The organism is Nitratireductor mangrovi (assembly GCF_007922615.2).
In the GTDB taxonomy this organism is placed as follows: Bacteria; Pseudomonadota; Alphaproteobacteria; order Rhizobiales; family Rhizobiaceae; genus Mangrovimarina; species Mangrovimarina mangrovi.
In genome coordinates this window covers 2,256,473-2,269,698 of the sequence record NZ_CP042301.2, presented here as the reverse complement: position 1 = coordinate 2,269,698, position 13,226 = coordinate 2,256,473, and the positions used below count along the sequence as shown (strand labels likewise).

Annotated in this window: 15 protein-coding genes; 12 read left to right on the top strand and 3 right to left on the bottom strand. The window is 66.7% G+C overall.

All coding sequences use genetic code 11. The features are described from left to right. The first annotated feature begins 65 nt into the window (after positions 1 to 65). From FQ775_RS11130 to FQ775_RS11105, 6 genes are all read left to right on the top strand, one after another. Positions 66 to 359 carry a GYD domain-containing protein gene (locus tag FQ775_RS11130; RefSeq protein WP_146299245.1) on the top strand — a complete coding sequence of 98 codons (294 nt, stop codon included), beginning with the start codon at positions 66 to 68 and terminating at the stop codon, positions 357 to 359. 103 nt (positions 360 to 462) lie between these two features. Continuing rightward, positions 463 to 1,071: a Uma2 family endonuclease gene (locus FQ775_RS11125; protein WP_146299244.1), complete on the top strand. Its 609-nt coding sequence runs from the start codon at positions 463 to 465 to the stop codon at positions 1,069 to 1,071. 15 nt (positions 1,072 to 1,086) lie between these two features. After that, positions 1,087 to 1,509, top strand: a complete 423-nt coding sequence (locus FQ775_RS11120) for a secondary thiamine-phosphate synthase enzyme YjbQ (RefSeq protein ID WP_146299243.1) — start codon at positions 1,087 to 1,089, stop codon at positions 1,507 to 1,509. A 47-nt stretch (positions 1,510 to 1,556) separates the two neighbouring features. Next, entirely contained in the window at positions 1,557 to 1,847 is a 291-nt protein-coding gene (locus tag FQ775_RS11115; protein ID WP_146299242.1) for an HlyU family transcriptional regulator, read from the top strand. Positions 1,848 to 1,946: 99 nt separating this feature from the next. After that, positions 1,947 to 4,739 carry an ABC transporter transmembrane domain-containing protein gene (locus FQ775_RS11110; protein ID WP_146299241.1) on the top strand — a complete coding sequence of 931 codons (2,793 nt, stop codon included), beginning with the start codon at positions 1,947 to 1,949 and terminating at the stop codon, positions 4,737 to 4,739. A gap of 10 nt (positions 4,740 to 4,749) precedes the next feature. Continuing rightward, the gene (locus FQ775_RS11105; protein WP_349291510.1) at positions 4,750 to 5,181 is read left to right on the top strand and encodes a cyclic nucleotide-binding domain-containing protein; all 432 of its coding nucleotides are present in this window, start codon (positions 4,750 to 4,752) and stop codon (positions 5,179 to 5,181) included. Here FQ775_RS11105 and FQ775_RS11100 read toward each other — a convergent pair. Next, positions 5,178 to 5,795, bottom strand: a complete 618-nt coding sequence (locus FQ775_RS11100) for a TetR/AcrR family transcriptional regulator (protein WP_146299239.1) — start codon at positions 5,793 to 5,795, stop codon at positions 5,178 to 5,180. The genes FQ775_RS11105 and FQ775_RS11100 overlap by 4 nt on opposite strands. A 71-nt stretch (positions 5,796 to 5,866) precedes the next feature. Here FQ775_RS11100 and FQ775_RS11095 point away from each other — a divergent pair, with 71 nt between their 5' ends. The 4 genes from FQ775_RS11095 (at position 5,867) to FQ775_RS11080 (ending at position 8,537) form a co-directional block, all read left to right on the top strand. Further along, positions 5,867 to 6,292: a VOC family protein gene (locus tag FQ775_RS11095; RefSeq protein ID WP_146299238.1), complete on the top strand. Its 426-nt coding sequence runs from the start codon at positions 5,867 to 5,869 to the stop codon at positions 6,290 to 6,292. Between the two features lie 266 nt (positions 6,293 to 6,558). Next, positions 6,559 to 6,966 (top strand): hypothetical protein, encoded by a 408-nt coding sequence (locus tag FQ775_RS11090; RefSeq protein WP_146299237.1) that lies wholly within the window; start codon positions 6,559 to 6,561, stop codon positions 6,964 to 6,966. A 120-nt stretch (positions 6,967 to 7,086) separates the two neighbouring features. Then, positions 7,087 to 7,959, top strand: a complete 873-nt coding sequence (locus FQ775_RS11085; RefSeq protein WP_146299236.1) for a S1C family serine protease — start codon at positions 7,087 to 7,089, stop codon at positions 7,957 to 7,959. A 38-nt stretch (positions 7,960 to 7,997) separates the two neighbouring features. Beyond that, positions 7,998 to 8,537 (top strand): helix-turn-helix transcriptional regulator, encoded by a 540-nt coding sequence (locus FQ775_RS11080; RefSeq protein WP_146299235.1) that lies wholly within the window; start codon positions 7,998 to 8,000, stop codon positions 8,535 to 8,537. Between the two features lie 11 nt (positions 8,538 to 8,548). Here the strand turns inward: FQ775_RS11080 and FQ775_RS11075 are convergent, their stop codons facing one another. Then, on the bottom strand, positions 8,549 to 8,983 hold the full coding sequence (locus FQ775_RS11075) for an FKBP-type peptidyl-prolyl cis-trans isomerase (protein WP_146301903.1): 435 nt from the start codon (positions 8,981 to 8,983) through the stop codon (positions 8,549 to 8,551). 236 nt (positions 8,984 to 9,219) lie between these two features. Here FQ775_RS11075 and FQ775_RS11070 point away from each other — a divergent pair, with 236 nt between their 5' ends. Both FQ775_RS11070 and FQ775_RS11065 read left to right on the top strand, forming a co-directional pair. After that, positions 9,220 to 10,089: an SDR family oxidoreductase gene (locus FQ775_RS11070; RefSeq protein WP_146299234.1), complete on the top strand. Its 870-nt coding sequence runs from the start codon at positions 9,220 to 9,222 to the stop codon at positions 10,087 to 10,089. A 51-nt stretch (positions 10,090 to 10,140) separates the two neighbouring features. Further along, positions 10,141 to 11,337 (top strand): multidrug effflux MFS transporter, encoded by a 1,197-nt coding sequence (locus tag FQ775_RS11065; protein ID WP_146299233.1) that lies wholly within the window; start codon positions 10,141 to 10,143, stop codon positions 11,335 to 11,337. A 42-nt stretch (positions 11,338 to 11,379) separates the two neighbouring features. On the opposite strand, the gene FQ775_RS11060 is transcribed toward FQ775_RS11065, so the two are convergent. Continuing rightward, on the bottom strand, positions 11,380 to 13,140 hold the full coding sequence (locus FQ775_RS11060) for an adenylate/guanylate cyclase domain-containing protein (protein ID WP_167812900.1): 1,761 nt from the start codon (positions 13,138 to 13,140) through the stop codon (positions 11,380 to 11,382). Positions 13,141 to 13,226: the final 86 nt, after the last annotated feature.

Genomic DNA, 13,226 nt, shown 5'->3' with positions numbered 1-13,226 from the left:
GCCAAAACCGGCGCCGGAAACGATTTCGATGCGGCACAAGGCGCCCCAAAACGTGAGGTGTGCCCGTGACGACCTACATCCTTCTGGCCGACTGGACCGAACAGGGCGTGAAGGCGGCGCGCGAATCGCCGAAGCGGCTCGATACAGCCAAGGAAGAACTTGAGGCGATGGGCGGCTCGATCCGGGCCTTCTATCTGACCATGGGCGAGTGCGACATGGTGGCAGTGTGCGAGGCGCCCGACGACGCGGTGATGGCGCGGTTCGCGCTGAAGCTCGCCATCGGCGGCCACATCAGGACGCGCACCTTGAAGGCGTTTCCCGAGGCTGCCTATCGCGAGATCATCAACTCGCTCGGATAGAGCGCGGATACGGTGGTGCAGGCGGCGACGCGGATCGGCTCGATCGAAGTCGGAAAGCGCGCCGATCGGTGTGCCGGTCGTGAGAACGTGATAGGGTTTCGACATGAACGAGCATATCATCACCGACCGGGCTCCCCACGGCACCACACAGGCAGCGGAAGGCCTGCCCCGGCGGGCCTGGACCGTTGTCGAGATCGAGGCGATGGTGCAGGCAGGGATCATCGCGGATGATGAGCGATTGGAGTTGATAGGCGGGGAGGTCGTGCCGATGCCGCCGAAGGGCGGACGCCACGAAATGGTGAAGGTTGAACTCAACCGCCATCTCCAGAGGACCGCCCCGGACGATATACAGATCGCGCCGGAAACGACCTTGCGGCTCGACGAAAGGAGCTTCGTCGAGCCGGATTTCTGCATTTTTCCGCGGGCGATCTTCCCCGGTGATCTGCGCGGCCATGACGTGCTGCTTGCGATCGAGATCGGCGACAGCAGCCTCTCCTATGATCGCGGGCGCAAGATCGCTGTTTACGCGGCCCACGGTATTCCGGAGGTCTGGGTGATCGATGCCGGCAGCCTGACCACACGAGTCCATCGCGGCCTTGGCGACGAGGGATATCGTGACGTTGTCGACGTCGGGCCCGACCAGGAACTTGCCTGCGCGCGGGTGCCGGGGATTTCCGTCGGTCTGACGGCACTCGGCCTGACGCCGCTCTGAGCGGGTGCTTCCCGCATGGCGCAGACGAGTCTGACCATCGAGACGCAGGGGCAGGGGCTCTACGAATTCACCGGCGAGGCAGCGGCCTTCGTGGCGCGCGAATCGGCGGACGAGGGGCTGCTGACGGTGTTCGTGCGGCATACGTCATGCTCGCTAATCATCCAGGAAAACGCCGATCCCGGCGTCCAGCGCGACCTGAAGGCGTTCTTCGCGCGCCTGGCGCCGCCGGCGGACGACCCGTCCATGGGCTGGATCGTGCATCGCAGCGAGGGGCGCGACGACATGCCGGCGCATATCAAGGCGGCGCTGACGCAGACCTCGCTCGGCATTCCGGTCGCCAATGGGCGCATGCTGCTCGGCACCTGGCAGGGGATTTACCTGTTCGAACACCGCGACAGCCCGCACCGGCGGCAAATCGTGTTACATATGGGGGGATGACGGCGCGGACCGCACCGGGCGGTCGGTGGCAGAGACGGGAGTATCGGATGTCCTTGCTGAAACGACTTTTCGGGCTCGGTGGCGGCGGCGAGGAACCCGGCGAGCCCAAGCCGGCCGCCGAGACCGAACACAAGGGTTTCCGTATCCAGGCGATGCCCTTCAAGGAGGGCGGCCAGTTCCAGACCTGCGCGCTCATCTCCAAGGAGGTGGATGGCGAAGTGAAGGAGCACCGGCTGATCCGCGCCGACCGCTTCGCCGCCCTTGACGACGCGGTCGACGTGTCGCTGCGCAAGGCAAAGCAGATGATCGACGAACAGGGCGAGCGGCTTTTCGGCTGAACCGAGGGCGCCGCGCGAGGCCGGGGCGGTTGAACTCGGCTCCGCAGCATGTACATCTAGCAAACTCGGCATGACGGGGCGTGAGGGGTAGAGCCGGCGTTGGAACGCAACCTGCTCAAATTCATCTGGCAGAACTCGCGCCTGAAGCAGATCTGGCTTCTGGTCGTGATCATCGCCTCGATGCCGCTCTATTTCATCACGCTGGAACTGCCGAAGCAGATCGTCAACGGGCCGATCCAGGGCGACGGCTTTTCCGGGGCCGGGGCGACGCAGCCCTTCCTGCGCCTGCCTTTGCCCTTCGCCGAGCAACTGTTCGGGCGCGAGATCATCCTGTTCGACGGCTTCCAGTTCGACCGGCTGACGATGCTGTTCGCGCTCGGCTTCCTGTTCCTGGCCGCGGTGATCGCCAATGGCTGGTTCAAGCTCTACATGAACACCTACAAGGGCAAGCTCGGCGAGAGCCTGCTGCGCCAATTGCGCTACACGCTGCTCGACCGGGTGCTGCGCTACCGGGTGGCACGTTTCCGCAACCTGAAGGGGGCGGAAGCGGCTTCGGTGATCAAGGACGAGGTCGAGCCGCTGGGCGAGTTCGTCGGCGATGCCTTCTCGCTGCCGATCTTCCTCGGCGGCCAGGCGATCACCGGGCTCTTGTTCCTGTTCCTGCAGTCGGTCTATTTCGGCCTTCTGACGATCGCGATCGTCGGGTTGCAGGTGTGGCTGATCCCGCGCCTCAGGCGCAAGCTGATCCAGCTTGGCCGGCAGCGGCAGCTGCAGGCGCGCAGGCTTTCCGGGCAGGTCGCCGAGACGGTGGAGATGGCGCCCGACATCCACGTCAACGACATGTCGAACTTCACCCGGGCGCGGCATTTCGGGCTTCTGTCGACCATCCTCAACATCCGCTTCGAGCTCTATCAGCGGAAGTTCCTGGTCAAATACATCAACAACCTCCTGATGCAGTTCCTGTCGTTCCTGTTCTACGTACTGGGCGGCTATTTCGTCATCACGGGCAGGCTCGACATCGGACAGCTGGTGGCGGTGATCGCCGCCTACAAGGACCTGCCGGGACCGATCAAGGGTCTGATCGACTACGACCAGCTGCGGCTGATCAACGAGGCACGCTACGAGCAGACGGTCGACAGTTTCCGCGACGACGGGCTGCTGCCGACATCGGTGCAGGACATGGCCGGCAAGCCGGTGGCGCCGTTGAAGGACGGCTTCCAGATCGACCGGGCGACGCTCGAGGACGAGACCGGGCGTGTGGTCCTGGAAAACCTCTCGATGCGGATTGCGCCGAGCGAACGCGTGGCGATCGTCACCCATGGCGACGACGCGGCGCGAACGGCGGCCAATGTCCTGTGCGCGGCCCTGGCGCGGCTGACGTCGCCGCTTGCCGGCACCATCGCGCTCGACGGCACGTCGCTCGACAATCTGCCCGAGAGCGTTACCGGGCGCCGCGTCGCCTATGTCGACGCCAACAGCTTCTTCCCGGCCGGTACCATTCGCGACAACCTTACCATGGTGCTGAAGAACCAGCCGGTGGGCCTCGATGTCGAGACGCATGGCATCGGCAAGGTGAAGAACGGCATGCTGCAAGGCGAGCCGCCGGGCGAAGACCTCGACTGGATCGACCTGGCCACGCTCGGCATCGCCGATGGGGACGCCTTTGCCCGCCATGTGCGCGAGGTGCTGGAGATTTCCGGCCTGTCGCTGCAGATACAGGACCTGGGACTGAGGGGCACGGTCGACCCCGAGGCCAACCCGGCCTTCTGCGACAAGATCGTGGAGGTGCGGCGCGAGTTCCGCGACAATGCCGCGAGCTTCGGCGTCGAGGGCATCGTCGAACCGTTCCACCCCGACCGCTACAACGACCAGGCGACGGTGGGCGAGAACCTGCTGTTCGGGACCGCGCGGATGCCGGCCTGGGAGCCGGACGGGCTGCCGACTAATCCGGTGCTGCTCTCGATCCTCGACCGGCACGAGTTGCGCGGAAGACTGCAGGACATGGGCATGCGCATCGCCGAAGCGCGCATCGAACTGTTCGGCGACCTGGCACCGGACAGCAAGATCTTCGAGACGGTGGCCGACGTCACCTTCGAGGAGGTGGCGCGGCTGAAGGAAATGATGGCGCGGCTCAGGATGGCCGGCCGCCAGACGCCGGAAGGAGCCGCGAGCCGCGGCGCGGCCAAGAAGGACAAGGCACTCACCGACAAGGAGGAACTGCTGCGGATTGCTTTCGGCTATTGCGAGGCGCAGAGCCGCTTCGGCGTGGTCGACGAGGAGATCAAGGCGGCGGTGCTGGCGGCGCGCGCCAATGTGCGCGAGGTGGTAGCCGAAATGGAGGCGGCGCCGGTCTTCTTCCATGACCCCGACCGCTACAACCCTACTGCGACGGTGCTCGACAACATCCTGCTGGGGCGCATCAGCTCCTCGGTGGTCGACGGCAAGGAGCGGGTGCTGGCGGCGGTGCAGGAGCTGATTTCACGCACCGGCATTTCGAACGGGCTCCTCGACGCCGGGCTCGACTTCGAAATGGGCAATGGCGGGCGGCGGCTGTCGGAGATGCAACGCCAGAAGCTGCGCGTGGCGCGGGCATTGATCAAGAAGCCCGACATCATCATCTTCAACGAAGTGCTGGGCGCGATGGACGCCGCCGGGCGGCGCGACATCATGAACCGGATTCTGGACCGGCCGCTCCTGAGCGACGAAGACTGGAATCCGGGGCTGGTCGCGGTGCTGCTTGACGACGAACTGGCCGCGCGCTTTGACCGCACTATCATTTACCGCAATGCTACATTGCGCGAGGAAGCGGTAGAAACCGGACAGGACGCGGCGGAAAGCGCCGCGCCGGCCGGCGACACCGAAGGGGCGAAAGATAATGCGCACGCTAAGTGACGAAGTTGAAGTGCTCCGCAAGATCCCCCTGTTCGCCTCGATCGAGCCGGCGAAGCTGAAGCTGCTCGCCTATGCCTGCGACAAGGTCGAGTTCGCGGACGGGCAGGTTCTGTTTCGCCAGGGCGACGAGGGCGACAGCGCCTTCATCGTGTTGAGCGGCACGGCCGATATCGTCTCGGAAACCGGCGGCAGCGAAGTGGTGGTGGCGCAACTCAAGGACCACGCGCTGGTCGGCGAGATGTCGGTCTTCTGCGACGCGCCGCGCTCGGCGACGGTGCGCGCCAACGGCAAGCTGATCGCGCTCAAGATCGGCAAGGGCTATTTCCTCGAACTGATCAAGGAATTTCCGGAACTGGCCGGGCGGATCATCCGCGAGCTGGCCTTTCGGCTCGCCAAGACCACGGCCGACCTCGCGGCGAGCGAACGGGCCGCGAACTCCTAAAGCGCCGGGCCGCCCTCACTTCGTCGTGCCAGGCCATCGATGAAGGCGGTCAGGATTTCGAGGAAAGGCCGTGCCGGCGCGCCGGCGTCCACCGCGAGAGCTGCCCGGTCATAGGCCGAGGACAATAGCAGCGTCAAAGCTTCGAGCGGCATGCGGCGAATGGCGCCCGCGGCCATGGCAAGCGCCAGGCCCTCGCGCAGCGACCGCGTGCCGCCGACGGTGGCGTCGATCTCGTCCATGTCGGCGCGGCCAAGCACGGCCGGACCGTCCAGCAGCAACAGCCGGGTGCGGCCGGGCGCGCGCATCGCCTCCAGGAACGCCTCGCCTCCGGCGATCAACGCGTCGCGCACGGGAATGTCGGACGGCGCGCCGCGCTCGATCTCCTCGGCGACCCGCGTCGCCTCCTCCACGACCACAGCCCGAAACAGCGCCTGCTTGTCGGCGAAATGGTGATAGAGCGCGCCGCGGGTGACGCCGGCGGCCGCCACGATCTCCGGCGTGCCGGTCTCGGCATAGCCCTTGTCGGTGAAAAGCGCGCGGCCGGCGGCGATGAGCTGGGCGCGCATCGCCTCGGTGCGCTCGCGGTTAGTTCGCCGTTTGGATTCCTGTTGCATACATGCAGCCTGTATGTTAGTTAGAACATGCATACAGATTGTATGTTTATCTGCGCCGAAAGGAAAGCCCGATGAAGACCACCTCCTACTACCCCGTGCTGATGACCGACGACGTCGAAAAGACCAAGGCCTTCTACGTCGACCATTTCCGCTTCCAGGCGCTGTTCGACGCCGACTGGTACGTCCACCTGCAGTCGACTGAGGACAAGCGGGTCAATCTCGGCATCGTCAAGGGCGACCATGAGACCATCCCGGCGGCGGGGCGCGGCACGACGCAGAGCCTGCTGATCAATTTCGAGGTGGCGGACCCGGATGCCGTCTACGAGCGGGTCAAGGCGGCGGGTCTCAACATCCTCCTGCCGTTGCGCGACGAGGCTTTCGGCCAGCGTCACTTCATCGTCGCCGATCCGAACGGGGTGCTGATCGATGTCATCAAGCCGATCCCGCCAAGCGAGGAGTTCGCCGAGCAATACAAGGCCGAGCCCTGGGCGGGGTGAAGCCAATGCAGGTCGCGGGCGACCGTCGGACATCCGGCGGCACCTCGCTGTGCATTGCCTGCTCGGGCGAGCATCTTGAGGCCAACCTCCCTCTTCTTCGCGGAGAGGGAGGTCGGAGCCGGCCGGGCTGACGGGCGATGCCTCGTCATCCCGCAGTTTCCCTCGCGACCGAGAGACGAACGAACTGCCGTGCTTGACGCGGCAGCCTCGCGGGCCCACCTAGCGTCAGGGCGGTGCGAAGGCCGCCGGCAGCAGGCGGAGCGGCGATGGCGCGCCGGGGATCATCGATCGGTTTCATGGGGCGTTTCGGGCGCTCGGGCGATCTGCGCCAGCTCGACGGCGCATTGAGGGCACACGATCTGCACCCCGCACTCGTTCCCGAGGGCGTGAAGCTGACCATCGTCAACCTTCTGAAAGACCATTTCGACAGCGACGAGCCGCCCGAGCATGCCTACGCGCCGGCGGCGGGTATCGTCGCCTATTCCGCGCTCGGCGCGGAAGCGTTCGAGCGGGCAAACGGCCGCGAACCGGCCAAGGCGATCGAGCACAGGATCGAAGCGGCGATCGCGACCGGGGCGGGTCACGACGCAGACCTCATCCTGCTTTGCTTGCATGCCGGGCTGATCCAGCCATCAGTGGTGGCGCGTTTCGAGCTGTCGGCCGAAGAGAACTGACCGGGTCACGCAGGAACCTGCCCTGATGGCCAGTTCGGCCCGCAACTGACCATCAGGCGAGTAGGAAAGAGGCCGCGTGCAGGCGACATTTCCACGAGGCGAACGGACCAGGAGGCGAAGATGGCCGGTTTCGATCTTGCGGAATTCTCGCGCGCGACAGCGGCACTGGCAAAGACGGCCGAGCCGCTGACGCTGGCGATCCATGGCGGGCCGCTGCGCGGCGGCAGCGCCTTCCATTGGCGCGACGGGTTCTTTGTCGCGGCCGAAGAAGTGGTCGAGGGCGACGACGAGATCGACGTGGTTCTTGCCGACGGCAGTGCGGCCAAGGCGGCGATCCAGGGCCGCGACCCGTCGACCGGCATCGTGCTGATCCGGCCCGGGCAGGGCATTGCGAGCCAGGAGTTCGAGCGGGCGGCAACACCGCAGGCCGGCGCTCTGGCGATGATCGTCGGGCGCGTCGAGGCGACGCCGATCGCCAGCCTCGGCACCGTGAGCGCCTGCGGGCCTGCCTGGCGCTCGATGCGCGGCGGGCAGATCGACCATCGCATCACGCTGGCAGCACCGCTCGACGGGCGCTTCGTCGGCGGCGCGGTCCTCGACGCGGAAGGGCGGCTGATCGGCATGATGCTGTTCGGGCCGCGGCGCCGGGCAATCGTCATCCCGGCCTCGACCATCGACCGGGTGGCGCCAATCCTGGCCGAGAAGGGCTATATGGCGCGCGGCTTCCTCGGCGCCGGGCTGCACCCGGTGCGCGGATCGGACGTTGCCGGCGCAATGGTGATGAGCCTGGAAAAGAACGGCCCCGCGGAGCAAGCCGGCCTCAGGCTCGGCGACATCGTCACCGGTTGGGACGGCGAGACGATTTCCGGACCGCGCGAGGTGATCCGCCGGCTCGGCAGCGACAGCGTCGGCACGACGGCGAAGCTGTCGGTCTCGCGTGGCGGCGAGGCGCGCGAGGTTGCGGTGAAGATCGGTACGCGGCCACTCGCCTGAGGCGGCGGTGCCGGCAGGAACAGGCAGAAGGGAAGCGCATGGCCGCAGGGCCGACGACCGTCCTGATCACGCTCGCCGACGCCGAGCGCGCCGACGAACTGGCGGGGCTTCTTTCCGAGGAGCACGGCCTTTCGGTCGTGCTGCCGTCGCGGCTCGACGCCGAGGGCGAGCCCGACGTGCTGCTGACCGACCAGCGGCCGCAGAATTCTCCGGTGCCCTTCGTGCTGCTCCAGTCCGAGGGGGCATCGCATGACGGCACGACGCCGCCAAGCGCGGTGCTGCCGGCCGGCGCCGATCCCGGGCTGATCGCCGCCGCGCTGACGCTGGCGGCGGCCGGCTATCGGGTCTCGGCCGAGCGTGGTCCGGCGCGCGGACCGGGCACGACGCTTTCGCCGCGCGAGGCGGAGGTGCTGGCGCTATTGGCCGAGGGCGCGCCCAACAAGGTGATTGCGCGCCGGCTCGACATTTCGGTGCACACGGCGAAGTTCCACGTTGCCGCGATCATCGCCAAGCTCGGCGCGGCCAACCGCACCGACGCCATCGCCATCGCGATGCGCGACGGGCTGGTGCATGTGTGAGGCCGGTGGCCTCAGGCGGCGACGATCTCCACCACCTCCACGTCGAAGACCAGGTCCTGTCCGGCGAGCGGATGGTTGGCGTCGACGGTGACCTCCTCTTCGCTGAGGTCGACGACGGTCAGAGCCAGTGGCTGGCCATCCGGGGTCGTCGCCTGCAGGCGGGTGCCGACGGCAAGATCGATACCTTCGGGGATCTGCGCGCGCGGCACGGGCTGGACCCGGTTCGGATCATGCGGTCCGTAGGCCTGGGCGGCCGGGATGGTCACCGAACTCTTCTCACCGACCGACAGGCCGTTCACGTGGTCGTCGAGGCCGGAAATGATCTGGCCGGCGCCGACCTCGAACTCGAGCGGGTCGCGTCCGGCGGAGGAATCGAATTCGGTGCCGTCGGTCAGCTTGCCCGTATAGTGGATGCGAACGACGTCGCCGCTCTTGACTTCGGCCATCATTGTTTCTCGATCTTGCTTGAGGAATTTGCGGTCGCGGGTTCGTGACCTCGCGCCGGGCGGCGGACCGGCATTTCTCGCGCGGTCCTACAGGGTACGTGACGAGCTTAACCCGCTGACCGCAAATGTAAACCGCAAGCTGCCTGCCGGCTCCCGATCGCCGCGGCCTGCGAAAAGCGGTGGTCGCGCGCGGCCTTCGTGCTCTAATGTTGGGAACATCAGACGGGAGAAACGGCATGTCGCTGAAGGGCAAGACCATCTTCATTTCCGGCGGATCGCGTGGCATCGGGCTGGCGATCGCGCTCCGGGCGGCGCGTGACGGCGCCAACATCACCATCGCCGCCAAGACCGCCGAGCCGCATCCGAAGCTGCCGGGCACGATCCACACCGCGGCCGAGGAGATCGAGAAGGCCGGCGGCAAGGCGCTGCCGGTCCTGTGCGACATCCGCAACGAGGAGCAGGTGGCGGAAGCCGTCGAGGCGACGGTGGACGCCTGCGGCGGCATCGACATCTGCATCAACAACGCCAGCGCCATCCAGCTGACCGGGACGCTTCAGACCGACATGAAGCGCTACGACCTGATGCACAACATCAACACGCGCGGCACCTTCCTGGTGTCGAAGCTGTGCATTCCGCACCTGAAGAAGGCCGAGAACCCGCACATCCTCAACCTGGCGCCGCCGCTCGACATGCAGGCGAAATGGTTCAAGAACCACGTCGCCTACACGATGGCGAAGTTCGGCATGTCGATGTGCACGCTGGGCATGAGCGCGGAGTTCGCCAAGGACGGGATCGCGGTCAACTCGCTGTGGCCGCTGACGGCGATCGATACGGCGGCCGTGCGCAACCTGCTCGGCGGCGAGGCGGTGGCCTCGATGAGCCGGGCGCCGGAGATCATGGCGGACGCGGCCTATGCCATCCTCAACCGGCCGTCGCGCGACTGCACCGGCAATTTCTTCATCGACGAACTGGTCTTGCGGGAAGAAGGCGTGACGGATTTCTCCCAATACGCGCCGGGCGCCAAGGGACCGCTGGCGGCCGACTTCTTCGTGCCGGATGCCGTGTTCGAGGAAACCGACACCAAGGTGGCGGGGACGTTTTCCTGACGGCGGCTTGAGTTCGTCGAAGCGCTTGACTGCGCCAGTGGCGCGCAACCCATGACAGCCGGCATGCCTCCGGGCGGCACGCGGCAGGGCCTGTGGTTTCTCGCCGTTCTCAGCGTGCTGCTCGGATTCGCCTCGATCTCGACCGATCTTTACCTGCCGGCCTTGCCGGCCATGGCTTCCGCGCTTGGAGCCGGCGAAGGCATGCTGGAATGGACGATCTCCGGCTATCTGGCCGGTTTTGCGTTCGGGCAGCTGTTCTGGGGACCACTGAGCGATCGATGTGGCCGGCGCAGGCCGCTGGTCGCCGGCGTGCTGGTTTTCGTGATCGGGTCAGGCGGCTGCGCACTTTCGACCGATGCCTGGCAGATCATCGGCTGGCGCGTTGTGCAGGCATTGGGCGCCAGCGCAGGTGTGGCGCTGGCGCGCGCCATGATCCGTGACCTCCATGAGCGCGACGAGGCGGCACGGCTGCTGTCGACCTTGCTGACTGTGATGGCGGCCGCGCCGCTGCTCGGCCCGACCATCGGCGCGCAGATCCTCCAATACGCCTCGTGGCAGGCGATCTTCTGGACGCTGGTCGCCATCGGCCTTCTGACCGCGGCAGCGGTCACGACCCTGCCCGAAACCCTGCCGCCGGAGCGCAGAGTCGCCGCTGCGCCGGGGCCGGTCATGGCCGGTTACCGTGACCTCCTGCGCAATCGCGGCTTCGTCGCCTACGCCGTGGCGATCGGGTTCTTCTATGCCGGCGTCTTCGCCAATGTCGCCGGCACGCCGTTTGCCTATATCGACTATTACGGTCTTTCACCGCAGCTCTACGCGGCGTTGTTCGCGGCGACCGTGGCCGGCCTGATGGTCGCCAATATCGTCAATGCGCGCCTTGTGACCAGGCTTGGCACCACGCGCATGCTTGTGGCAGGCGCAAGCGGCGCGGCGGCCAGCGGGTTCGCGACGGCGCTTGTGGCGGCGACCGGGTGGGGCGGTATCTACGCACTGGCACCAGCGGCGTTCCTGTTCGGCTCGATGAATGGCTTCATCCTCGCCAACGCCGTCGCGGGTGCATTGTCGAGTGTGACCACCCGGACCGGGGCAGCCTCGGCGCTGATCGGCGCGATCCAGTATGGCAGCGGCATGGCCGGGTCGGCGCTGGTGGGGGTTTTCGCCGACGGGACGCCATGGCCGATGGGTGCCATCATGGCGCTCGCCGGCATCGGCAGCCTCGCGGCCGCGTTGCGGATCGGGAGAGGATGACGTGAGGGCTGACCCTGATGTCGTCGATACGCGTCGGCACGATCAGGTCCGCGCCGGCAATCCCGCCTCGCGCAACATGCCTCGATACCATGCGAGCCTCTCGGCGTCGGGAAAGGGCAGGTTTTCGGTGTATTCCTCGATGGTGGCGTCCGGCTGGCGGGCGATGATCCCGGCGATGGCCGCACGGGCTTCGGAGGCGCGGCCGGTGTCGGCGTAGATCGCGGCCAGCCGCACATGCGCGTCGACGATGTCGGTGCGCTCCAGGCTTTGCCGCAACAGATCCAGTGTCCGCTCTTTCTGCCCGGCGAGATGGGCGACGAAGGCTTCGTTGGCAAGGATGGCGCCGGAGGGTGTCGGGCGAACCCTTCGCGACTTGGCAAATGCCGCCAGCGACCTTGCCAGCTCTCCGGTTCGAGGCAGAACCCAGCCGAGCATGGCGAGCGCGGCAAAGTCGTTGGGCGCGACCTGAACGGCTCTTTCTGCGAGCCTGACGCCCTCCTCGAGATTGCCTTCCTCGATGCGGACCGCTGCCAGATAGCCATAGCCCGAAGGGTTGTCCGGTCCCAGTTCGATGGCGCGCTCGGCATAGGAGGCGGCCTGCAGAAGGTCCTTCTGCGGTGAGGACGACCAGCGGCGACTGGCCGATTCCTTGTAGGCGGCGGCGATACCCGCGTGCGGGTGCGACCAGCCGGGATCGGCCGCGATCGCCTGCTCGAATAGGCCGATGGCGCGGATATTGGCGTCGCTCGAGAACTTTGCCCATTCCTCGAACGCCTCGTTGCATCTGAGCCAGGCGGTGAGGTTCCGGGTGCCGTTTGCCGCGATGCGGGCCTGATCCCCGGACACCAGCTTGGAGCGGATGCCGACGAGCGTCTTGTGGACGATCTGGTCCTGCAGTTCGAACAGGTCGGCGATGTCGCTGTCGAAGCGTTCTGCCCAGACGACGTTGCCCGTGGCGCCGTCGGTCAGCTGCAGCGTGACGCGCAGGCGGCCTGCGGCTCCCTGAGCCCGTCCTTCGAGAATGCAGTCGACACCCAGGCGGCGGGCAAGCTCCTGCGTGCCCACTCCGCTGCCGGCGAAGGAAAAGGAGTTGCTTCTTGATGTGACGGAGAGTTCCGAATTCTCGGCCAGGCCGGCGAGCAGGTCTTCCGACAGGCCGGCCGCGAACGCGTCAAGGTCCGGGCTGGCGGAGATATTTTCGATCGGCAACAGGGCCAGCGAGGGCTTGCGGTAGGCGAACCGCTTCCCCGCCCCGGCGGCGTTGCCCTGATCCTGCGGGCGCACGCGAAAGACGCGCAGGGGCTCGGAGATGTTTTTCAGCGCCTGTTCGCCCATGTCGTCGAAGGCGATGTCGACCCGGCCACGGACGTTTTCGAAGGCGCTGCGCGAGACGCAGATGCCGCCCGGCTCGGCGAGTTTTTCCAGCCGCGCGGCGATGTTGACGCCGTTGCCGAAAAGGTCGTCGCCCTCGACCACAACGTCGCCGAGGTTGACGCCGATGCGATAGCGGATCACGTCCTCGTCGTTGTCGGCGCCGGGCTCACGAAGCAGGGCCTGCTGGATGTCGACGGCGCACAGGACGGCCTCGACGACGCTGCCGTGCTCGGCCAGGAAGCCATCGCCCATTTCCTTGACGAGACGGCCGCCATGAGCGGCCACGAAAGGATCGATGATGCGGGCGCGGAGGTCCTTCATGCGCGCCAGGGTGCGCTGTTCGGCGCGCTCGATCAGGCGGCTGTATCCGACCACGTCGGCTGCGAGGATCGCGGCCAGTCTGCGCTGCACGCCAAGGGTCACCTGCACGGCACTCCGGTCTTTTCGGCCCCGGGGCAAACCTAGCCCAGAAACCGCTGCCGATGCATCAATGATGTTGGTCGGTGTCGAAGGCG

What these genes read in the sequence shown, in the direction of transcription:
- FQ775_RS11090 (WP_146299237.1), top strand. Translation starts at nt 6,559, where the DNA reads ATGGCGCGCCGGGGATCATCGATCGGTTTCATGGGGCGTTTCGGGCGC.
- FQ775_RS11065 (WP_146299233.1), top strand. Translation starts at nt 10,141, where the DNA reads ATGACAGCCGGCATGCCTCCGGGCGGCACGCGGCAGGGCCTGTGGTTT.
- FQ775_RS11085 (WP_146299236.1), top strand. Translation starts at nt 7,087, where the DNA reads ATGGCCGGTTTCGATCTTGCGGAATTCTCGCGCGCGACAGCGGCACTG.
- FQ775_RS11075 (WP_146301903.1), bottom strand. Translation starts at nt 8,983, where the DNA reads ATGGCCGAAGTCAAGAGCGGCGACGTCGTTCGCATCCACTATACGGGC.
- FQ775_RS11115 (WP_146299242.1), top strand. Translation starts at nt 1,557, where the DNA reads ATGTCCTTGCTGAAACGACTTTTCGGGCTCGGTGGCGGCGGCGAGGAA.
- FQ775_RS11125 (WP_146299244.1), top strand. Translation starts at nt 463, where the DNA reads ATGAACGAGCATATCATCACCGACCGGGCTCCCCACGGCACCACACAG.
- FQ775_RS11095 (WP_146299238.1), top strand. Translation starts at nt 5,867, where the DNA reads ATGAAGACCACCTCCTACTACCCCGTGCTGATGACCGACGACGTCGAA.
- FQ775_RS11070 (WP_146299234.1), top strand. Translation starts at nt 9,220, where the DNA reads ATGTCGCTGAAGGGCAAGACCATCTTCATTTCCGGCGGATCGCGTGGC.
- FQ775_RS11120 (WP_146299243.1), top strand. Translation starts at nt 1,087, where the DNA reads ATGGCGCAGACGAGTCTGACCATCGAGACGCAGGGGCAGGGGCTCTAC.
- FQ775_RS11100 (WP_146299239.1), bottom strand. Translation starts at nt 5,795, where the DNA reads ATGCAACAGGAATCCAAACGGCGAACTAACCGCGAGCGCACCGAGGCG.
- FQ775_RS11080 (WP_146299235.1), top strand. Translation starts at nt 7,998, where the DNA reads ATGGCCGCAGGGCCGACGACCGTCCTGATCACGCTCGCCGACGCCGAG.